Genomic DNA, 22,567 nt, shown 5'->3' on the forward strand with positions numbered 1-22,567 from the left:
TGAGTTATTGTTTGTCTTGCTCTGCCTTTATCGTTTCAAGGTCTGGGTCCATACCAAACCATTCATTATAAATTTCTGAATAAGTTCCATTTTCAAATACAGTTTTAATTGCCACATCAAATTCAGCTTTTAATTCGCTACCTTTAGGGAACAATAGACCATAATATTCAGCATCAAAAGTAGTACCATCGCCCTTTACGACTAATTTTTGATCTGGATTATTTTTTGCATATGCTTCGATTACACCGTTATCAGCAACTACGGCGTCAGCTCCGTTATTAATTAGCTCTAGAATCGCTAAATTGTTATCATCAAATTTTTTGATATCCTTATGATTTTTTCCTAGAATGCCTTCTACTGCTGCATCACCTGTCGTTCCTTTTTGAACAGCAACTACTTTACCCACTAAGTCTGCAGCGTTTTGAATATCGCTATCTTCAGGTACTAGAATCTTATTAGTTGAAAGAAAATACGGAAGGGAGAAATCATATGTCTGTTTTCGTTCGTCATTGATCGTAATCGAAGAAATACCAATATCGGCATTTTTTTGACCGATTTCAATAAATACCGGATCCCAACCTACATGTACAATCTCAAGTTCATATCCCGCTTCTTTTGCAACAGCATTAATAAAATCAATTTCAAAACCAACGATTTTACCTTTGTCTTGGTATTCAAATGGTGCGTAAGCCGCATCTGTTACAACTCTAAGTGTTTTCTTCTCTTCTCCACCTGAACCGTTTTTTTCCTCTTTAGTATTCGTTTTACTCGTTCCACATGCTGCTAGAATAAGCACAAGCGAGGTAATGATAACAAACAATAACCCTGACATTTTCTTCATAAAAATCCCCCTAATATTTTACCTTACTGAATATTCAGTTTTTTATAGGTATTAGTAATCTTGTTAAATATGTACTCATTATCTGTATTAAGATAATTCTAATCGAAAGTAAAAAAAAAAGGTGTCGAATCCTCTGTTCGACAACCTTTTATCAATATTCATACTAGTTATTAGAGGTGTGGTTATTGCCTGCAATCGTCATCCATTCATATTGTCTTAGCCTTACTTCAAATACAGTTAATGGATCACGGAACATTTCTGGGTTCTCTTTCATTTTGGTTAGTGATGCTTCATTTTTCATCTTCATTTGCTTTGTTTCATCCAACGTCTTATTTAATAGTTGAAAGGGGTTTTTAAAGAATAATTTAATATCCCTTTTTAAAGCTTTTTCAAATAAATCAAATTGTAAAAGAAACTTTGTGACAATTTCATTCGTCACTTCCTCGTAGTTTTCATTTTCAACGTAGGACTTGTATTTATTAAATAACATCGTATTATTTTGCGAAATCGATCCAAAGAGTTTTCCTGCACTTCTTAGTAAAAATTGAGTCGGGGTGAATTTGAGTAAAATGTTGACTTTGTCAACATTCACTCCACTTGTCAATCGGTTAGCATCTCTGCGCCAATCCTCTACCACTTTAAAATCACATTCCAGCTTCATTTTCTCTTCCCCAAAGAGTATATTAAAGCCCTCACTTCTTTCTTCAAGCAATGCCTGACTTTTCCTCAGTTCTTCCTCTGAAAAATTTATCCAGTACGTCAGTAATTCATAAAACCTAGGTAGAGCTGTTTGCTGTAGATATTCTTGGATACGGTTATTCATTTCTTCATTAAGTAAATGATTAATATTCCCAAAATCACTTTCCTCTAAAATTAAATCAGAACAACCACGTATTAAATTTGGTACTTTTTCCTCTAATTCCGTTCTAATATCTTCCCTGAGCTCAGAATAGAATTTTTGAATGGTTTTCTTTTTTTCATCCTCTAAATCTTCTAGTTGATGAATGGCCCCATTTAATTTAGCTAACATTTCTTCTCCCCAGTTTATAGAAGAGGTTAAGCTATTTTCAACTTGCACTCTTTTTTCTAAAAGATCTGCGATGGCTTTTCGAATAAAATTTAATAGTTTTTCACTATTATCATGACTAACATAAATCTGCGGCAGAGAAGCTTCCATATTGCTATTCAGGTCATCTATACTTCGCAATTCAGGTAGTTCATCCATTAAGCCATGCATATCGTACGAAATTTTGATTTCTTTTTCCGTTGCCCATTTCATAATCGAATCAAAAAACTGGATGATTTCCAAAGAGTTTATTTTCTGCGTTGGAGAATGGTGGAATATGTTCTCAGCTTCATTCACAGTTGGCGTAGTGAAACTTGTAGGGAAGAGATCATTCCAAGCCAAAATAGCTGCCGATGCAATCTGTGAATCTGTTACTTTTAACCAGTTAGTTAATAGCTGCGGAATAACACTATTTAATTGTGTTAACAGAAATTGCCCATCCATTAAGTCATAGTAAGTTTCTTTAAAAAGCATGGAAATCTTCGGCGAAACGCTATGGCTGCCATCTTCTATTTCACTAAACAGTTCATTCATCATCTCAATCCATAAAAAATCATTCTTATAGTTTTTTGATAAAAGCGTGATTAAAATTTCAAAACGCTTATGATCCACTTCGTATAGGACCGTTAACACCTTTTTATAAAAATGAGGTTGGATCGATTGAGCATGCCCATCTTCCACATATCCCTTTAGGAAATCAAACCAATGGAAAAATTTTGTTCGTACCGCTTCGCTTGTCACTAGCTCTATCGCACTTTGCCAATCATGATGTTCTTCAAAAAAGACACGGGCCATTTCTGTTACATTTAAATAGTCTGGGTTCAACACTACCACTTTTTTTATGACCGTAAAGGCTGAATCCAACTTCATTTGGTTCTTGTAAAGGGAAAATAACTGTAAGCCGATTTCTGTATTTAATAGCACTGAATCGGTTGAAATAGACTTATACATATCTTCTGCATTTTGATATAATTCCAGTTTCAGAAACGCATCAGCCATATTCTTTTTAGCCCATGGCTCCAATTCATTACTAATATTTTCCCATTTAAAAATGGCCGTTTCGTAATCTTTGTTATGGAAATATACTTCACCTTGAGCATAGCGAATATCAGCTAAATCAGGTACCTCATTCATCTGTTCTGCCATATAAAAATCACCGAGAACCCGTATTGGGTGGGCGATTGCATTTTCTGATAAAAATCGTTCATAATACTGTTTGTTAATCAGTTGATTTTCAGACATCTTTCTTCCCCCCGATGATTAAACTCCAAACTATACCTATGTTAAGGCAAGTTAATTATTCCTTTTATTTGTGTAAATCCCCGTTATTAGACATACCTTTTATATTATTCGAAGTGTTGCCGTTGTTTTTGTAGATATTTGTTAAAAAAAAGTAAAAAGGATTAACCAATTGGCTAATCCTTTTAGTCTTTATCTAGTTCGTCAAGCAATTGTTTTGTTCTTTTCGCATTTCCTTCAGCAAAATTTTCGAGACGTTCCTTTAGTTCATCATCGTCATGAATACGTTCTGCCGTTATTAAGTATGTACGCATTAAGTCTTCTTCCAATTCAATTGAATTTTCAATTACCTCTTCAATTTTCTTCTTTTCCTGATTTTTATTCCTATCAATGAAAGACACAGAACCCCCCCTTTTTTTATAGGTTCACCTAATAAGTGGCACTTATACATAAGAGTGATCAAAGTTTCATACTTAAACTTCCTTAAGAACAATACGACTCATAAAATCTGGCGAAGTGTCCTTCATCGGTCCTCTTAAGGACATTACGGCTCTCAGAAACCAGCGAAGTGTCCTTCAGCAGCCCTCTTAAGGACAATACGGCTCTCAGAAACCAGCGAAGTGTCCTTCAGCAGCCCTCTTAAGGACAATACAGCTCACTAAAATCAGCAAATTGTCCCTCATAAACCCTATTCAGGGTAGAAAAAAAATAAAGGGAGATGTTAAGTCTCCCTTCTGTAATCATTTTGATTTAATAAATAATGTTTCTTCAGCCAGTTTAATTTGCTCCTTCACTTGGAAAGGTGATGTTCCACCATAACTGTTTCTTGCGGATACAACATGCTCGGGTGAAAGAATGACGTAAATGTCACTCTCAAATAATGCACTAAACTGCTGATATTCATCTAAGCTTAAATCTAATAAATATTTTCCATTTTGAATGGAATATAAAACAATTTTCCCAATGACTTCATGAGCATCTCGAAATGGCAGTCCTTTCGTTACTAAATAATCAGCAATATCAGTAGCATTGGAAAAGTCTTGGTTAAGAGCCTTACGCATAATTTCCTTTTTAACCGTCATCGTTTCAATCATAGGTGCTAACAGTTGTAAGGACCCTTCTAATGTTTCAACCGTATCAAACATGCCTTCCTTATCTTCTTGCATATCCTTGTTGTAAGCAAGAGGTAACCCTTTTAGAACGGTCAAAAGTCCGATTAAGTTACCGTACGTACGACCAGTTTTCGCGCGAAGAAGCTCTGGAACGTCTGGATTCTTCTTTTGTGGCATGATGCTTGAGCCAGTGCAAAAGGAATCGTCTAGTTCAATGAATTGGAACTCCTGGCTCGACCAAATGACCAATTCCTCAGATAGTCTTGAGATATGCGTCATGATTAACGCACCAATAGATAAGAATTCGACGATAAAATCTCTGTCACTGACAGCGTCCATGCTATTAGGGTAAATCGTTTCAAAGCCTAATTGTTTCGCCACTTTAGCTCGATCAATCGGGAAGGTTGTGCCAGCTAAGGCTCCAGCTCCTAGCGGTAGCCAATTCACACGCTTTAAACTATCCTGAAGTCTCTCTTTGTCGCGCTCGAACATCCAAAAATAAGCCATTAAATGATGGGCGAACGAAACAGGCTGTGCACGTTGCAGATGGGTATAGCCTGGAATTAAGGTATCGATATTTACCTTCGCTTGAGTCAAAATCGAATGCTGAACATCTTGGACAAGCTGGATGATTTCTTTTGTTTTATTTTTTAAATATAGATGCATATCGGTGGCGACTTGGTCGTTTCGACTGCGTCCGGTATGGAGTTTACCACCAACAGGACCAATATTATCAATTAATAGCTTTTCAATATTCATATGAATGTCTTCATGTTCAATTGAGAATTCTATTTCACCTTTTTCAACCTGTTCTTTAATGGAGAGTAGCCCCTCTTTAATGGTTTCTGCGTCTTCGAGCGGAATAATGTTACACGCTCCAAGCATTTGAACGTGTGCCAAGCTTCCCTCAATGTCCTCGATAGCCAATTTCTGATCAAAGGAAATCGAGGCGGTGAACTCTTCGACGAGTTTATTCGTTTCCTTTGTGAAACGGCCACCCCATAGTTTTGACATCTCTCATACCCTCCTAAAGGTAAACTATTACTCTATTAAACTTCTTGTTTAACAACCGCTTCCTCTTTTTGATTCACTTCAGCATAAACCTTTGTAGCTAGGCCCCAAATTTTAATAAACCCAACAGCCGCATTATGATCAAAGGCATCCCCTTTTGAGTAAGTGGCCAATTCTTCATTATATAAGCTGTGTGTAGATTTACGTCCCACCACCATATGATTGCCTTTATTTAATTTCACTCGAATTGTTCCAGAGACAACCTTCTGAGTCTCTTCGACAAACGCATCTAGAGCAGCTTTCAATGGAGAATACCAAAGTCCGTCATAAATCATTTTCGCCATTTGCTGATCTACTTGTGTCTTAAATTGAGTTACTTCACGTGGAAGTGTTAAAAATTCCAATTCCTTATGCGCATTAATTAAAATTAAAGCTGCTGGATTTTCATACACTTCGCGAGATTTAATTCCAACTAAACGGTTTTCAATATGGTCAATACGTCCGACCCCATGCTTACCACCTAGTTCGTTTAGTGTTTCGATTAATGGAACAAGTTCCACTTTTTCACCATTAAGTCCTACTGGAACACCTTGTTCAAATTCAATTTCCACATATTCTGCTTCTTCTGGTGCTAAATGGAGAGGGTTGGTCCAGTCAAAAGCCGCTTCAGGCGCTTCTGCCCAAGGATCTTCTAACACTCCCGCTTCACAGGCACGTCCCCAGATGTTTGCATCAATTGAAAATGGATTATCCAAATCTACCGGAATCGGTATCCCATTTTCCTGTGCATAAAGGATTTCTTCATCACGGGTCATACCCCACTCACGAACAGGTGCCACAACCTTTAGCTTCGGATTTAATGCTTGGATCGATACTTCAAAACGCACTTGGTCATTACCTTTACCTGTACATCCATGAGCCACTGCTGCAGCCCCTTCTTTCTCTGCAATATCAACAAGAATTTTAGAAATCAATGGACGTGATAATGCTGAAGAAATCGGATATTTCCCTTCATATAAACAGTTAGCTTTTAGAGCAGGTAAAATGTACTCCTTTGCAAGCATATCCTTCGCATCTATCATATAGGATTTAATCGCGCCAACCTTCAAAGCTTTGTCCTTGATTGCCTCTAAATCTTTCCCTTCCCCCACATCAAGGCTAACAGCAATTACATCATACCCATACTTCTCTTGAATCCATTTCACAGAAACAGAAGTATCTAAACCACCCGAATAAGCTAAAACAATCTTCTCCTTAACCATCTATTAATCTCTCCTTTTACTCTTTACTAGATTAACGCACTGAGGGACTGTCCCCAAGTGCTTTAATGCGTAACAGCACTTATTGTATTAATATATATTTAAATGTATTTTTATTCAATGATATTTAAAAAAATAATCCAAATTACCCGATTAATACTTTCATAATCGCTTTTTGGGCATGGAGTCGATTTTCTGCTTCGTCGAATACTACGGAATGAGGACCGTCGATAATTTCTGCTGCGACTTCTTCCCCACGATGCGCTGGTAAGCAATGCAGGAAAATATAATCACTTTTTGCATGCTGACAAAGTTCATTATTTACTTGGAATGGTTTAAACACTTCTAGTCTGGTCGCCGTCTCTTCTTCATGACCCATACTGGTCCAAACATCTGTAACCACTACATCTGCTTCGAAGATTGCTTTAATAGGATTATTCGTAATCTCAACGATACTTCCAGTTAGTTTCGCTTCTTCCTTTACTGCAGCCACAATCTCAGGATTGGGTTCATAACCTTCAGGACTAGCAACACTAATATGCATACCTACCTTGACAGCACCCTCCAATAATGAATGAGTCATATTATTGTTTCCGTCACCAACATAGCACAGCTTTAATCCAGCTAATTTCCCTTTGTGTTCGAGAATAGTCAATAAATCTGCCATCACTTGAGTCGGATGATGTAAATCTGTTAGACCGTTAATGACCGGCACCGTTGCATGTTTAGCAAATTCTTCTACCGATTCATGCCCATACGTTCTAACCATAATTCCGTCGACATAACGCGATAACACTCTAGCTGTATCAGAGATGGTTTCTCCTCTCCCTAACTGTATATCCTTTGAGCTTAAGAAAATGGCATGACCTCCAAGCTGGAGCATCCCTACTTCAAAAGAGACACGTGTACGTGTTGAGGATTTTTCAAAAATCATTCCTAGTACTTTTCCGCCTAAATAGGCATGGGGTTTACCTTGTTTTTGCTGTTTTTTCAATTCTAAAGCCAAATCTAATAGAAACAGAATTTCTGAGCTTTTAAAATCTGCTAAGCGTAAAAAGCTTTTTCCCTTTAACGATGGCTCAATCAAATTATCCGTACTTGTTAATTTCACCACATTCATCATCTCGGCACCTCACTTAAATTTAATTCCGCTATGGTGTGAACCTTATTCCCTGCCTTGTTTAGACTTAATACTGCCTTCACTGTATCTAAATGGGTAAACACTGGCACTTTGTAACGAAGTGCTTGTTCCCGAATATAAAATCCAAACCTTTCTTGATTCCGCCCTTGAGTAGTAATGTTAACAACTGCTGATATTTGATTACTCTTTAATAAATCATTTAACAGCAGGCGATCTTCAATAACCTTATCTACTACTATCCCATTCTCGTTTAGAAAAATCGCCGTACCCCCTGTTGCAATGATATTTACCTTATTTTCATAGAGTTCCTTTATTATTGGCAGACTTTCTTTTTTAGAACGATCTGATAGTGAGCATAAAACAGCTCCTTTGCCTTGAAGCAATGGGTTCTTCCCTTCCACCATCAATGCTTTTCCGAGCGCTTCCTCTAACGTGTTACCTACACCAAGTATCTCACCTGTAGATTTCATTTCGGGTCCTAAGCTATAGTCGACACCTTTAAGCTTACTGGATGAGAAAATCGGAGCTTTTACGGAAAAATAAGCTGGTTCCTCTAATAGTCCTAACTGTGGACATATATCCTTAAGAGAATCGCCTAATTGTACATTCGTTGCCCATTCAACCATTGGAATCCGCGTCACCTTACTCATGATCGGCACCGTTCTTGAAGATCTTGGATTGACTTCAAGGACATATACTTCGCTATCATGAATCACATATTGAATATTCATTATCCCAATAATCGGTAAAGCTTTGGCAATTCGATCTGCATATTCGATAATGGTGGCTTTGATTTCGTCTGATAAAGACACAGACGGAAAAAAAGAAATACTATCACCCGAATGAACGCCTGCTTTTTCAATATGTTCGAATATACCTGGAACAACAATCGATTCCCCATCACAGATACAATCGATTTCACACTCTAAACCTGGTACAAAACGGTCCACTAATAACGGCCACATCTGATCATGAGCATTTAAATGTTCTAAGTAACCCTCTAGCTCTTCTTTTTGATAAAAAGTAAACATCGATTGTCCACCGATAACGTAGGATGGACGGACTAGAACAGGAAAACCGATTTTATCAGCTGACTCTAGTAACTCGTTCACATTGCTAGCCGCTTGACCTTCAATATGAGGAATATCCAACCTTTGTAAAAGCTGATAAAACTGCTTTCGATCCTCGAGCTGATCAATCGCCTCAATCGAGGTGCCTAATAAATGAACTCCCTCTTCTTTTAATGCAGCAGCAAGATTAATCGCTGTTTGACCTCCAAATTGAATCAAAACACCTTCCACTTGCTCCTTTTCAATAACATTTAAAACATCTTCTACAGCAAGCGGTTCAAAATAGAGCTTATCCGCAATCGAATAATCGGTACTAACCGTTTCAGGATTGTTGTTGATTACAATCGCTTCAATACCCTTTTTCTTGATTGCTTCCGCCGCATGGACCGATGCATAATCAAATTCAATTCCTTGCCCAATCCGGATAGGTCCTGACCCTATTACTAAAACCTTTCTCTTCGCGGTTGTTACCACTTCGTCGAAACCTTGCCAAGTTGAATAGTAATAAGGGGTTACCGCGTCAAATTCGGCGGCACATGTATCAACCATTTTATAACCAGGATTCCAATTCCATTCCTTCCATTGGCTACGGATTGTTTTTTCAGAAACCCCATAAATTAAGGATAAAAATTTATCGCTTATATTAAATCGTTTAGCCGTTTTTAAGAGATCTTGCGGAACTTCCCCCCATGAATAGGAGCTTAATTCTTGCTCCAGCTTTACAATTCCTTGAACTTTATATAAAAACCATGGATCAATATCAGTTAGCTGATGGATTTCATCAATCGAACTACCTTGTAACATCGCTTCCACAATGGCAAATAGACGAAGGTCATTAGCTTGAGTTACATTCTCAGGCACAAACGTTTTCCATGCAGAAGTGCTTAAACCAAAGATGTTCATTTCTAAAGAACGAATGGCCTTATTTAAGGCACCTTCAAAGGTTCGGTCAATCGCCATTACTTCACCAGTTGCTTTCATTTGTGTACCTAAAGTACGGTCAGCCTCTGGAAATTTGTCAAAAGGGAATCTCGGTAATTTGACAACAATATAATCCAGAGCTGGTTCAAAGGAAGCAAAAGTATTGCCCGTAATCGGATTGATAATCTCATCTAAATGATAGCCAATTGAACATTTAGCAGCCATTCTTGCTATTGGATAACCCGTTGCTTTTGATGCTAAAGCTGACGAACGACTAACCCGTGGGTTAACCTCGATAATGTAATATTGATTCGATTTTGGATTTAACGCAAATTGAATATTACAGCCACCAATAATGCCTAGTTCTCTTATCACCTTCACCGAGGAATCTCTTAATAACTGGTACTGAACATCATTCAAGGTTTGTGTTGGTGCCACGACAATTGAATCCCCTGTATGAACACCAACTGGGTCCATGTTTTCCATATTACAAACGATGATGCACGTATCATTTGCATCACGCATCACTTCGTATTCAACCTCTTTCCAACCTTTAATGCTTCTTTCTACTAAAACTTGTTGGATTGGACTGGCAGCCAGCCCCTTCTTTAACACCGTTTCAAATTCCATCTCGTTATAAGCAAATCCGCCACCGTCTCCACCTAGTGTATAGGCCGGACGAATAATGACAGGGAAGCCTATTTTTCTCACAAACTCATAGCCTTCTTCTAAACTTTGTATGATAGCAGACTCTGGGATCGGCTCACCAATTTCAATCATCAGATTACGAAATTTCTCGCGATCTTCGCCGTTTTGGATGGATTCAACCGATGTGCCTAAAAGCTCCACCCCATATTTGTCGAGAATTTGCTGTTCATGAAGTTGCACGGTTAAATTGAGTCCCGTTTGTCCCCCAAGTGTTCCAATTAGTCCATCAGGCTTTTCTTTTTTGATAATTTCTTCAATCGAAGTTAAGGTTAACGGTTCAATATACACTTGATCGGCAATAGCCTCATCTGTCATAATCGTTGCTGGATTACTGTTAATAAGAATGACTTCGATGCCTTCTTCTTTTAGGGCAATACAGGCTTGTGTTCCGGCATAATCAAACTCAGCGGCCTGACCAATGACGATGGGTCCTGAACCGATGACAAGTACTTTTTTTAAATCCTTACGTAGCGGCATAACGAATTTCTCCCATAGCTGTTAGTGTCTGAACAAAATTTTTAAAAATATGAACGGTGTCATTTGGTCCTGCATGTGCCTCTGGATGAAATTGCACAGACTGAATTGGTAGTGATACGTGTCGTATTCCTTCAATTGACTTATCATTCACATTTCGATAAGTGACTTGAAAAACATTTTTATTAATGCTTTCATCTACGACTACATAACTATGATTTTGTGAGGTGATTTTCACCTTTCCCGTTTGTAATTCCTTAACAGGGTGATTCGCCCCACGATGGCCGTAAGCTAATTTATTCGTTTTTGCCCCATAGGCCAACGCAATTAACTGATGCCCAAGACAAATGCCTAAAGTAGGATAATGCTGTGTAATTTTTTTAATTTCTAAAAACCAAGGCTGTAGTTCCATCGGGTCTCCAGGTCCATTACTGAGGAGAACACCGTCAGGACGAAATGCTTTGATTTGCTGTAAAGTAGTGTTGTAAGGAACAACGGTAACGGTACACCCTTCTTCCATCAAGGCATTCAAGATTGACTTTTTATACCCGTAATCGATTAAAACGACATGAGGTCCATTATTTTTGTAGTTGACTATTCTCTTTGTCGATACTTTTTCAACCCAGAAGGTGTCATTCTTTAACCCATTTGGATAAACCTTCTCACGGCATATGACACCTTTTACCGTTCCGGTTGCACGAATCGTTTTAACCAAAAATCTGGTATCAATCCCAGCAATTCCAGGAACACCTAACTGCTTTAATTTTTCAGAAAAGCTTTTGACGGCTTGAAAATGGCTAGGCGTTTCACACACATCGCCAATAATAACCCCTGACAAATAAGAAATGGTACTTTCGTCATCGATCTGATTGATTCCGTAATTACCGATCATTGGGTAACTAAAGGTGATGATTTGGCCAGCATAGGATGGGTCTGTGATGATTTCCTGATACCCTGTCATACTCGTATTAAACACCACTTCACCGACAGAATCCTTCTTCGTACCAATCAGTGTTCCTTCGAAAATCTCACCTGTTTCCAATATCAGATAACCTTGTTCCAAATTATTCACTCCCTTTAATACCTTGAAAAATTTCTTCTAACGCAACAATTAATTCTAATATTTCTTCTTTCGAGACTGTTAATGGTGGAAGAATTCGAACGACATCTGGTCCTGCTGTCAGAATTAACACATGCTGCTCTATTGCCTTTTTCACGATTTCTATAGCCTTACCTGGAACAACCATTCCGATTAATAAACCTTTTCCACGAATGTCCTCGATGATTGAAAATTTTCCTTTTAATGCTTGTAGCTGTGTATAGAGAAACTCGGTTAGTTCCTTTACGTTTTCTAATAGATTGGTAGATAAAGTATATTGAATGGTTGCTAAACCTGCCGTGACGGCTAGTGGGTTACCCCCGAATGTACTTCCATGACTACCAGGATCAAACGCCTGTGCTACATCACCTTTTGCAATAATAGCTCCAATTGGGAAACCAGATCCAAGACCTTTTGCTACACTTATCACATCTGGCTCAATGCCATATTGCTCATAAGCAAAAAGGGTTCCAGTTCGACCCATCCCAGTTTGGATCTCATCAACCATTAGTAGAATGTTATTTTCCTTACAAACCTTTGCTAACTGTTGAATCCATTCACTTTCCGCTGGAATCACTCCGCCCTCTCCTTGAACCATCTCTAGAAGTACTGCACAAGTTTCTTCGGAAGGAAGATCTTTTAACGCTTCTACATCATTAAAAGGAAGGTAGCGAAACCCTGGCATAAGGGGAAAAAAGCCTTGTTGGATCTTTTCCTGCCCAGTTGCTGATAACGTTGCTAATGTACGTCCGTGAAATGATTGCTGAAAGGTCACAATTTCGAACTTATTTGTACCTTTAATTTTTTGAGCGTATCTTCTAGCCAATTTAATGGCTGCTTCATTAGCTTCGGCTCCACTATTACAGAAGAACACTTGATCACCACAGCTATTCTCAACTAATACAGAAGCGAGCTCCTGCTGAGCTGGAATGTTATATAGATTTGAGCAGTGCCATAAATTTTGCAGCTGTTCCTCTAGCTTTTGCTTTACTGGTTCTGGTACATGACCAAGGTTACAAGTGGCAATTCCAGAGGTGAAATCCAAATATCGATTGCCCTCTTCATCCCAAACATAACTTCCCTTTCCTTTTACAAGAGTGACAGGGAAACGGTTATAGGTTGTCATTAAAGGCGAAATTTGTGAAAGAGTAGAACTATTCAACATAGGTAATCTCCTTTTTTAATACGATTTTCGTTCCAATCGTTTCACCGTTACAATAGGAAAGGAGGCTATTATCCTCTAAACCATTAATAATGGAAACCTCTGGAACATGATGAACAAGACCATCAAGCGCTGCTCTTACTTTTGGAATCATACCACCGTGAATTTGTCCGCTAATAATCATCTCTTCGACGTCTTCTTTACTAACGGTGTTCAACGTTATTTTCTGTTGATCTTTCTCGATATAAATCCCTGGGATATCACTGATTAAGCATAGATTCGCACCTAATGCACTTGCCACTGCCGATGCGGCTATGTCGCCATTAATGTTATAACGCTGGCCTTTATGATCAATTCCCACAGGAGAAATAACTGGAATGTATCCTTGATTTGCGATACCAACGATTAACTCAGTCTTTACTGAGACCACTTCTCCTACAAGCCCAATTTCTTCTGAATCCTGAATAGGCCGAGCAGTTATCAAAGAACCGTCCACTCCACTTACCCCATAAGCATGACCTTCTGCTTTTATTAACTGGTGAACGATTTGTTTATTAACTGAGCCACTTAACACCATTTCAACAATATCGAGTACCTGCTCATCGGTTACACGAAGACCATTTACAAATTTCGTTTCAATATTTAATGCTTTTAATAGTGATGTAATTAAAGGTCCGCCTCCATGCACGATGATTGGAATCCACTGTTTTGAGCGCTGAAGTTCTACAATATTTTTATAAAAAGTAGCTGGTAGCTGCTCCATCACACTTCCACCTAACTTCACAACAATATATTTCATCCTTGCTCCCCCTTACGTACGGTAGGAAGCATTAATTTTGACATAGTCATACGATAAATCGCAGCCCCATGCAGTCGCTGCTGCCTCACCTTGATTCAAGTCTACGTAAATATGGATATTTTCTTGTTCTAAGTATTTCTTAACCTCGGCCTCATCCATCTGACTTGGCAACCCTTTTTCAACCACTTGATAAGGGCCAATCGTCACACTGACACGATTTGGGTCAATTAAAACTCCGCTATAGCCAACTGCACAAACGATTCTTCCCCAGTTCGGGTCCGTCCCATAAATGGCTGTTTTCACTAGATTAGAAGAAATAATGGCCTTTCCAATGGCACGAGCCCCCTCAACATTCTCAGCTCCCGCTACGTTAACCTCGATTAATTTAGTCGCACCTTCGCCATCACGAGCAATTTGTTTTGCAAGCGATTCACTGACAACCTTTAACCCTTCAATAAACAAACTCCAGCTTGGATGCTCCTTCGTTAATGTTTTGTTTTCTGCTTTACCATTTGCCATTACTAGCACCATATCATTTGTACTTGAATCGCCATCAACAGAAATCATATTAAAAGTTTGATTTGTAATTTGCTTTAATGCATCCCATAACTCTGAATAATCGATTTTTGCGTCAGTTGTGATAAATCCAAGCATGGTCGCCATATTCGGATGAATCATTCCTGAGCCTTTAGCAGCTCCGCCAATACTAATTATTTTTCCATCTATCTCCAACTGAACAGCGATATTTTTTATTCCTGTATCAGTTGTTAAAATTGCTTTTTGAAAAAGGTCTGCTCCACTATGTTCCTCTTGTAAAATCTGCTGGATTCCCTCTTTAATTTTTTCCATTGGTAATGGAACACCGATTACACCTGTAGAGGTAACCGCTACATAATGGTCTTTTATTCCAAGAATCTTCGCAAATTCTGTTTGCATGGTATAGGCATCCTGTAAACCTTGGTCTCCTGTACATGCATTTGCATTCCCAGAGTTCACAAGAATCGCTTGAATTTTTTGATCGATTTCAATACTCTTTTGCGTTACTACTAATGGAGCCGCTTGAAAAAGATTAGTAGTATATACTCCTGCAGTTGTTGCTGGAACATCAGAATAGACGTAACCAAGATCTAATCTTTTTCGTTTTATTCCGCAATGAACCCCGCCAGCAGTAAAGCCAATAGGTGTCGTCACATTCCCATCTTTTACTATCGTAATATTTCCGTTTGTCATCACCTGCATTTATCAAACAACCCCTTTATTTTTTATGGATAAACCGGTACTTCCAGAAGCCCCGTTCTTACATCCCATCCATTTAGAAGATTTAAATTTTGAATCGCCTGGCCTGAAGCCCCTTTTACTAAATTATCAATTACAGAAATAATCGTTAGCCTACCTGTCCTAGCATCAACATGTAAACCAATATCACAAAAATTACTACCTAAAACTTCTTTCGTTGAAGGAAATGTTCCTTCAGGTCGCACTCGAACAAAATGATGTGCCTGATAAAACTCGTTGTAAAGTTGGAGAACATCACTTGTCGTTATGACATCGGATAAATTCGCATGCATCGTACACATAATCCCTCTTGTCATTGGTACTAAATGGGTGGTGAAGGTAATGGCCTGCGATTGACCAGTTTCGTTCTGTAACGTTTGTTCAATCTCTGGTATATGTTGATGTGCTCCAATTTTGTAGGCTTTTAGGTTTTCATTCACTTCAGCAAAATGGGTTCCCATTGATACGCTTCTACCTGCACCAGAAACACCCGACTTTGCATCAATAATAATAGTCTTGTTATCTATTAACTTATTTTTAATAACAGGCATAAGCCCAAGTAAGGTCGCCGTTGGATAACAGCCTGGATTGGCAATTAAAGTAGCGGATTTAATTTGTTCTTCATAGATCTCACTTAATCCATATGTAGCTTTTGCTAAATATCTTTCATCAGCAGCTGTATGTTTATACCATTCTTCATAGCTTTGAGCCGAACGTAAGCGAAAGTCACCTGAAAGATCGATACACTTCACACCGTTCTCCATTAGCCCAGGAACAATACTTTTACTAACTCCGGATGGGGTTGCCAAGAAAACAATTTCCACACTTTGAGACAATTTATTTAAATCAAGGGATTGTAGGGTTTGTTCAACGACACAGGTAACATGAGGGTATGTTTCATGCAGCATACTCCCAGCTTGAGAGTTTGAGATGATAGTTGTCACATCTACAAAAGGATGTTGATGTAGCAATCTAACAAGCTCAACTGAACTATATCCCGTTCCTCCAATAATGGCAGCTTTCATTCTTAGTTCACTCCTAAATTGGTAATTACTGAATTATTATACTTACCGATTCATAAATATACAACAATTAAATAAAAAAAATTCCTTTTATTCGAAATATTAATAAAAGAAATAAAAAAATACTGGATGGGTCTCCCATCCAGTACTACTTAAAAAATTCACTTACTTCTTCCACTGGCAGGGGTCTACTGTAAAAATAACCTTGCCCGATTCTGCAAGAATGTTTCTTTAAAAAGTTAACTTGCACATCTGTTTCGATTCCTTCTGCAATGACAGTATAATTCAAATTATGTCCCATATCGATAATTGTTTTTACAATTGCACCTTGATTCGAATGGTTAATAATATCGTCAACAAACGATTTATCAATTTTAATTTTATCAATTGGAAGATGTTTTAAATAGCTAAGGGAAGAGTAGCCTGTTCCAAAATCATCAATTGAAATTTTTACACCAAGCTTTTTCAACTCGTTCAAGATGACTGTTGATCTTTCAATGTTATACATAACACTTTCAGTAATTTCCAATTCTAAGTACTTAGAATCTAAACCCGTTTCTTTTAGAATATTACCTACCGCACTGACAAAATCATCATCCTGAAGCTGTCGAACAGATATATTTACCGCTACAGGAACTTTAATGAACCCCTCATCTTGCCATGCTTTGTTTTGTTCACACGCTTGATGTAATATCCATTTCCCAAGCGGAACAATCAGTCCAGTCTCTTCGGCAAGAGGGATGAATTCATTTGGTGTAATAAAACCATACTCTGGATGTTTCCAACGAATTAAAGCTTCCACACCAACCGTTTTTCCAGATGCAATTTCCACCTGTGGTTGATAGTATAGCAGTAATTGATTTTGTTCCAGCGCTTTTCTTAAACTATTTTCTAATTCCATCTTTCGTGAGGAAAGTCCGTTAAGCTTCGACGAATAAAATTGGAAGTTATTTTTCCCTCGTTCCTTTGCCATGTACATAGCGATATCAGCAAGTTTTATTAATGTCTCTTCATCTGTTCCGTCGGAAGGATATAAACTAATTCCTATGCTTGGCGTGACATAAAACTCCTGATTGTTTAGTATTAGAGGCTTTGAAAATTCGGTAAGAATTCTCTTAGACATAGTCGACACTTGTTCCTTATCCAAATCTTTTAATAGAATAATGAACTCATCTCCACCGTGACGGGAAACCATCCCATTCTTTTGGACAGCTAAGACTAATCGATTTGCAACTTGTTTTAATAGAAAATCTCCTACAGTATGACCCTTTGTATCATTAATAATTTTAAACCGATCCAAGTCTAAAAATAATACTGCTAGCTTTTGGTTGTTTGGCTGAGATAACAATTGGTCTAGCTCATGTCTAAATTTATTTCTATTTGGTAATCCCGTTAAGGCATCATAAAAGGCCATGTTTTGAATTGTTTTTTCAGCCTTTTTTCGTTGGGTGATATCCCTTCCAACTACTTGCTTCGCAAAACGTCCCTCATATAGAATAGGCATGGAAGCCACCTCTACTGCAATCGGTTTTCCATCAAGCTTTATTACTTCGATTTCGAATCTCTTTATTTCATCAGTTCCATCCTCAGCAAACGGTTCAAGCTTTTTCACTTCTCCTAAAACTTGTTCTGAAATGAATCTTGTTAAAGGTAGGCCAATCAATTCTTGAGGATTTGTAGCACCAACTAATCTACTACCACCTTCATTGATATACTCAATTTTCCCATTACTATAGACTGCAACGATATCAGGGGACATTTCAACTAAGCCTCGATAACGATCTTCACTTTCTTTACGATCTGTAATATCAAACAATACACTCGAAAAATCGACAAATTGTCCATCTTCATCAAGTGTCGGTATCCCACGGTCTTGAATCCAACGGACCTCTCCGTTAGGACGAATGATTCGATATATACTCGTAGCAGGTTCTCCAACTTGTAACTTCTTCGCTCTTTCGGCTAAAATGGGTAAATCCTCTGGATGAATGACCTTTTTCCAAAGCTCAAAATCCTTATAAAAATCCTCTGAAGAATAGCCGTACAATTTTTCAATACCTGAGGTTATTAACAACTTGTCCGTCTTTAAATCATGTGACCATATCGCCACATCCAATGTATCAAAAATATTGTTTAGCCGCTGTTTACTTTTTTGTAGCTCATCTGCCGTTTTCCCTATTCCTTTTAGCATGAGGTAAATGATACTTAGCTTAATTAACAGAAAAAACAACTCAATGATAATTGCTAGTAGACCCTTAGCGTGAAATAGAACGGTAGTCTCTTCGAATAACTCTATTAATACAATAAATAAAAAAATATAAATCCAATTACGCTTATATAATTCAATTCTTTTTTTCAATGAGTTTTACTCCTCATTTTGACTTTTTAAGTTATGATTTTAGACTAAGTCAATTTACTTAATTTTACTTATAACATATCAAAAAATTGTAGCTACTACAATAATGAGAGATACTAAAGTCATATAAAAAAGGCTGACTCAATAGTATAAATAACTATCAAGTCAGCCTTTGATAATCTAGATTAATGGGAATGGTGGATCAATACCTAAAACTGGCTCTCCATTAACTGTTAGCCAAATATAATAATGATCGATTTCTATTCTTAATAGTTTTTCTAATTTAGCTATAAGCTTCTCTTGAGCCTCAAAAGAAAGCTTTGCTGTCTGTTCTCCTAAAGGAACATTTTTAAATCCCATAAGATCCGCCAGCTTTCTTGCTTCTTCAACCGATACTTCTACGTAAATATCATTCTCGGATTTGTAAGCAGCCTCAGCAGGTTTAACTGTGATTACTAAGCTTACCATTAAAGCCATTAGTATTAAGCCAAGCTTTTTCAATTCTTTTCCCCCTAAACTAAATTTCTCTAATTTTATCTTTCAGTGCTAGGAAAACCTCTACAATCTCAGGATTATACATCGTTCCTTTGCACCGTAAAATCTCCTCAAAAGCTGCTTCTCGTGTCATTCCATCTCTATATACACGGTCAGTAGTCATCGCATCAAATGAATCGACGATTGAAATAATAGCTGCTTCAACCATAATTTCATCGCCTTTTAATCCTTTTGGATAACCTTTCCCATCATATCTTTCATGATGCTGCTCCACTACTTTTCCAGCATCGATTAAATGAGGAATTCGTGTTTCATCTAATATTTCTCTACCGAAAGTTGAGTGTCTTTTCATAATCTCCCATTCTTCCGATGTTAACTTCCCAGGTTTTTGAAGGATTTCTAATGGTATCTTCAGTTTACCTACATCATGTAAAAATGCGGCTAAATTTAACCTCATAATTTGTCTAGTTTTTAAGCCGAGTGTTTCTCCTAACAACATTGAAAGTCTATTAATTCGGAAACAATGATCAACTGTGTATCCATCCTTCTCTTCTATTGAAATAGACAATTCCTGAATTTCTCTTGTAACCTTACTATAAAGATGAAATATTGGTTGTGATGTCACATATAAAAATTCAGTTGTCCCAATAGATTGAAAAACATAATGCTCCTTAACAGGTACTCTAAAAAATGAATCACCTGCATTAACTGATTTAAAACCATTATCTGTTTGAAGCTTTAGTTCCCCTGATAATAGATGTATATATTCTAATGCGCCCCAGCCTTCTTGTGGTTCAAGCGCCCATCTTGTGTCTGGGTCTAACTTATGATAGATAATTTCCGTACCATCACCAGATGCGATTAGAGATACTTGCAGCCCTTTCATGTGGACCGTTTCTATGAAACTCTCTTCATTTACAAAGCCCACTTTCCTACCTTCTTTCTATAGTACAAGTTGTCGAAAATTCTTTTGTCTCTGGAAAATGCATCTATTAGTAGTATAGGCACTATTTTAATAAAAATCTAGTAACATTACCCTTTTTTTACAACAAAATAGTAGATAGTATATTCTAGATTCTATTGCTTAAATCCTTCTTTTATTCCCATGTAGTACAAAATAGTCTTATATACCTATTAAAATTTCTAATCCTATCTTGCCATATTATATATAAAACTGTCGAATAATCCTTATATATTTTAGTATTTTTATACAACTTATAGTATGTATATAAGATAAGTATTCATTTAAATTTAAATAACCCTTTACCATTTCAGCTGATAAAGGGTTGATTGATTCTCTAAAATTCCGGCAAATTATCTAGGTTATTTTCTTTAACACCATCTGGTTCACTTCTAATTATATCCCTTCCATACTTATGGAAAACATCCACGTGGGCAATATTTCCTGCTTTAGCCTCCTCTAATGCAGAAATATAATCAAGCTCCCGCCCGGAATCCGTTTTAAAGGCAATAATATCTCCATCATCTTTTTTTCGTACTGCAACGAATTCTTCTTTTCCCTCACGATTGCTATCCGTTGCTTCAACGATAGCTTGCTGTTCTCCTTGCTGCTTATATTCTTCATAAATTTTTTCAAAATCCTTACCTTCCATCCACATCACCTCCCGAACATACGTTTAGTATTTTCAGTTTATGTACAAATATGTAATAAAAAACGCATACAAAAGGATTATGAAAGTTCTTAATCAAGATTCTGATACTTAGATTCCCGGTACGTTTTTATATTTGTTTTCACCATTGTGCTACCCAAACTGTAATCTTCTATATGCTTACTTTTTCTCGGCTGTCCTAACTTAGATAAATAATTTTAGTACTTGTCTCATATATCTTTAAGGGTATCGACTTTTTTGATAAGGAGAGCAGCGATGAAGACATTTATTAAAGCAACATTGATTTTAGCAGTGACCGCGTTTATTGGAGAATGTATTGAATTTGTGATTAATATGGTTTTGGCGAAGGAATTAGGTGAAAAAGGCTTAGGATTATATATGTCCATACTACCGACTATTTTTTTAGTTCTCGTCTTGGCAAGCTTAGAACTTCCCATTTCCGTTTCAAAGCTTGTTGCGGAAAAAGACGAAAAGTATCATCGGAGTATTCTAAGTCAGATAATGAATTTAGCTATCATCACTACGATTTTTTTTATGGTCGTGGCCACGCTCATTTTGCCGCTTGTACCCGTATTTAATGAGTACCATCCATTAGTAAAATGGTTAATATTGCTTCTTATTCCGATTGTCTCGTTTTCTTCCATTGCGAGAGGTTTCTTTATGGGAACTCACGCAATGGGGAAAATAGCCATTTCCAACTTTTTACGAAGAGCCTTGCAGCTAATTGTTCTTGTTTTTGTTTTTCAGTGGTTTGAGTTTACTACTGATACTGCTATCGTCTTAGCACTATCTGCCATAGTCGCCAGTGAAATAGCTGTCTTTGGCTATTTGATCATTGAATATTTTATTAAGCTACGCTATTTGAACAGTAAACCAGGGAGTTATTTAAACAAAAAAATCGTAAAAGAAAGCTTAATATCTGTTTCTCTTCCAACGACTGGATTAAGAATTTTCCATGCCATTACCCATGCCGTTCAGCCTTTTCTAATTAAAGCGGCCCTTTTGCAAGCAGGGTTAACTGGCGATATGGCAATCGAACAGTTTGGTTTACTTGCTGGTGTAGCAATGACCATTGGCTTTTTCCCTGCCTTTATTGCACACTCCTTGCTAATCGTTCTCATTCCAACGGTATCAAAAGCCTATTCCCAGAAGGATTATCCATTACTACAATCGCTGTTAAGGAAAGTCATGCAGTTTACGTTAATTTATGGAGTTCCCGCAGTTGTCGTTTTTTACTTCTTCTCAGAACCGTTAACACAGCTGTTTTTTCATTCCGATGAGGCTACCCTCTACCTTCAAATGCTTTGGCCTTATTTCTTGTTCCACTTCTTTGTTATACCGATGCAAGCTATTTTGATTGGTTTAGGGCTAGTAAAAGACGCTTTTTATCATCAAATTTGGGTTTCTTTGATTAGCTTTTCGCTCATGTTTATACTCGGGTCCTTACCTACCTTCCAAATGGGCGGAATTATTATTGGAATGAACACAGGTGCTGTTCTTCTAATGCTTTTGCATTATTTGTCGATTTGTAAAAAAATCGGGGTAACCGTTTTTATTAAGGATTCCATTAAAGAATCGTTTTAGAAATAAGGGAGTGATCTACTCCCTTTTTTCATTTTCATAAAGCTAATTTTCTATCGGACACTTTCACCTCTCCTCCACTTCGTTTTGTCCAATATAGCCCTTCTATCGGACACTTTCACCTCTCCTCCACTTCGTTTTGTCCAATACAGCCCTTCTATCGGACAATTTCATCTCTCCTCCAAGTCAAGTCCATTTAATTGTGTAAAAGTGTCAACAATGATTTTCAATTGATTAAAATAAAATCCGTATAATGAACTACATTTATTTCGAATTTACATTGAGGGGCGGGCATGATAGCCTGG

17 protein-coding genes are annotated in these 22,567 nt (G+C 37.5%); 1 reads left to right on the forward strand and 16 read right to left on the reverse strand.

Annotated elements, in window-relative coordinates; genetic code table 11:
- Window positions 1–4: 4 nt before the first annotated feature.
- From LRP83_RS04830 to LRP83_RS04905, 16 genes are all read right to left on the reverse strand, one after another.
- Window positions 5–841 (reverse strand): basic amino acid ABC transporter substrate-binding protein, encoded by an 837-nt coding sequence (locus LRP83_RS04830; protein ID WP_230495543.1) that lies wholly within the window; start codon window positions 839–841, stop codon window positions 5–7.
- Between the two features lie 163 nt (window positions 842–1,004).
- Window positions 1,005–3,149: a tetratricopeptide repeat protein gene (locus LRP83_RS04835; RefSeq protein ID WP_230495544.1), complete on the reverse strand. Its 2,145-nt coding sequence runs from the start codon at window positions 3,147–3,149 to the stop codon at window positions 1,005–1,007.
- A gap of 182 nt (window positions 3,150–3,331) precedes the next feature.
- On the reverse strand, window positions 3,332–3,547 hold the full coding sequence (locus LRP83_RS04840; protein ID WP_230495545.1) for a hypothetical protein: 216 nt from the start codon (window positions 3,545–3,547) through the stop codon (window positions 3,332–3,334).
- A 339-nt stretch (window positions 3,548–3,886) separates the two neighbouring features.
- Window positions 3,887–5,272 (reverse strand): argininosuccinate lyase, encoded by a 1,386-nt coding sequence (argH, locus tag LRP83_RS04845; RefSeq protein WP_230495546.1) that lies wholly within the window; start codon window positions 5,270–5,272, stop codon window positions 3,887–3,889.
- Between the two features lie 35 nt (window positions 5,273–5,307).
- Window positions 5,308–6,531: an argininosuccinate synthase gene (locus LRP83_RS04850; RefSeq protein ID WP_230495547.1), complete on the reverse strand. Its 1,224-nt coding sequence runs from the start codon at window positions 6,529–6,531 to the stop codon at window positions 5,308–5,310.
- A gap of 142 nt (window positions 6,532–6,673) precedes the next feature.
- A complete protein-coding gene (gene argF / locus LRP83_RS04855) occupies window positions 6,674–7,651 on the reverse strand; it encodes an ornithine carbamoyltransferase (RefSeq protein ID WP_230495548.1) in 978 nt (325 codons plus the stop codon).
- The gene (carB, locus tag LRP83_RS04860) at window positions 7,648–10,845 is read right to left on the reverse strand and encodes a carbamoyl-phosphate synthase (glutamine-hydrolyzing) large subunit (protein ID WP_230495549.1); all 3,198 of its coding nucleotides are present in this window, start codon (window positions 10,843–10,845) and stop codon (window positions 7,648–7,650) included. The genes argF and carB overlap by 4 nt, the downstream gene beginning before the upstream one ends.
- On the reverse strand, window positions 10,832–11,905 hold the full coding sequence (locus LRP83_RS04865; RefSeq protein ID WP_230495550.1) for a carbamoyl phosphate synthase small subunit: 1,074 nt from the start codon (window positions 11,903–11,905) through the stop codon (window positions 10,832–10,834). Before LRP83_RS04865 ends, carB begins: the two co-directional genes overlap by 14 nt.
- Before the next feature lies 1 nt (window position 11,906).
- The gene (argD, locus tag LRP83_RS04870) at window positions 11,907–13,106 is read right to left on the reverse strand and encodes an acetylornithine transaminase (protein WP_230495551.1); all 1,200 of its coding nucleotides are present in this window, start codon (window positions 13,104–13,106) and stop codon (window positions 11,907–11,909) included.
- Window positions 13,096–13,902, reverse strand: coding sequence for an acetylglutamate kinase (argB, locus tag LRP83_RS04875; protein ID WP_230495552.1), 807 nt, complete (start codon window positions 13,900–13,902; stop codon window positions 13,096–13,098). The genes argD and argB overlap by 11 nt, the downstream gene beginning before the upstream one ends.
- Window positions 13,903–13,914: 12 nt before the next feature.
- Window positions 13,915–15,141 carry a bifunctional ornithine acetyltransferase/N-acetylglutamate synthase gene (argJ, locus tag LRP83_RS04880; RefSeq protein WP_230495553.1) on the reverse strand — a complete coding sequence of 409 codons (1,227 nt, stop codon included), beginning with the start codon at window positions 15,139–15,141 and terminating at the stop codon, window positions 13,915–13,917.
- Between the two features lie 23 nt (window positions 15,142–15,164).
- On the reverse strand, window positions 15,165–16,202 hold the full coding sequence (gene argC, locus LRP83_RS04885; RefSeq protein ID WP_230495554.1) for an N-acetyl-gamma-glutamyl-phosphate reductase: 1,038 nt from the start codon (window positions 16,200–16,202) through the stop codon (window positions 15,165–15,167).
- 145 nt (window positions 16,203–16,347) lie between these two features.
- Window positions 16,348–18,558, reverse strand: a complete 2,211-nt coding sequence (locus LRP83_RS04890) for a sensor domain-containing protein (protein WP_230495555.1) — start codon at window positions 18,556–18,558, stop codon at window positions 16,348–16,350.
- Window positions 18,559–18,735: 177 nt separating this feature from the next.
- A complete protein-coding gene (locus LRP83_RS04895) occupies window positions 18,736–19,056 on the reverse strand; it encodes an 8-amino-7-oxononanoate synthase (protein ID WP_230495556.1) in 321 nt (106 codons plus the stop codon).
- Between the two features lie 16 nt (window positions 19,057–19,072).
- A complete protein-coding gene (locus LRP83_RS04900; protein WP_230495557.1) occupies window positions 19,073–19,978 on the reverse strand; it encodes an HD domain-containing phosphohydrolase in 906 nt (301 codons plus the stop codon).
- A gap of 370 nt (window positions 19,979–20,348) precedes the next feature.
- Window positions 20,349–20,663: a DUF3892 domain-containing protein gene (locus LRP83_RS04905; protein ID WP_230495558.1), complete on the reverse strand. Its 315-nt coding sequence runs from the start codon at window positions 20,661–20,663 to the stop codon at window positions 20,349–20,351.
- Window positions 20,664–20,936: 273 nt separating this feature from the next.
- On the opposite strand from LRP83_RS04905, the gene LRP83_RS04910 reads away from it, so the two are divergent.
- A complete protein-coding gene (locus LRP83_RS04910; protein WP_230495559.1) occupies window positions 20,937–22,265 on the forward strand; it encodes a polysaccharide biosynthesis protein in 1,329 nt (442 codons plus the stop codon).
- The last annotated feature ends 302 nt before the right edge of the window (window positions 22,266–22,567 follow it).

The sequence above is a fragment of the Pseudoneobacillus rhizosphaerae genome, assembly GCF_917563885.1.
Taxonomy (GTDB): Bacteria; Bacillota; Bacilli; order Bacillales; family Cytobacillaceae; genus Pseudoneobacillus; species Pseudoneobacillus rhizosphaerae.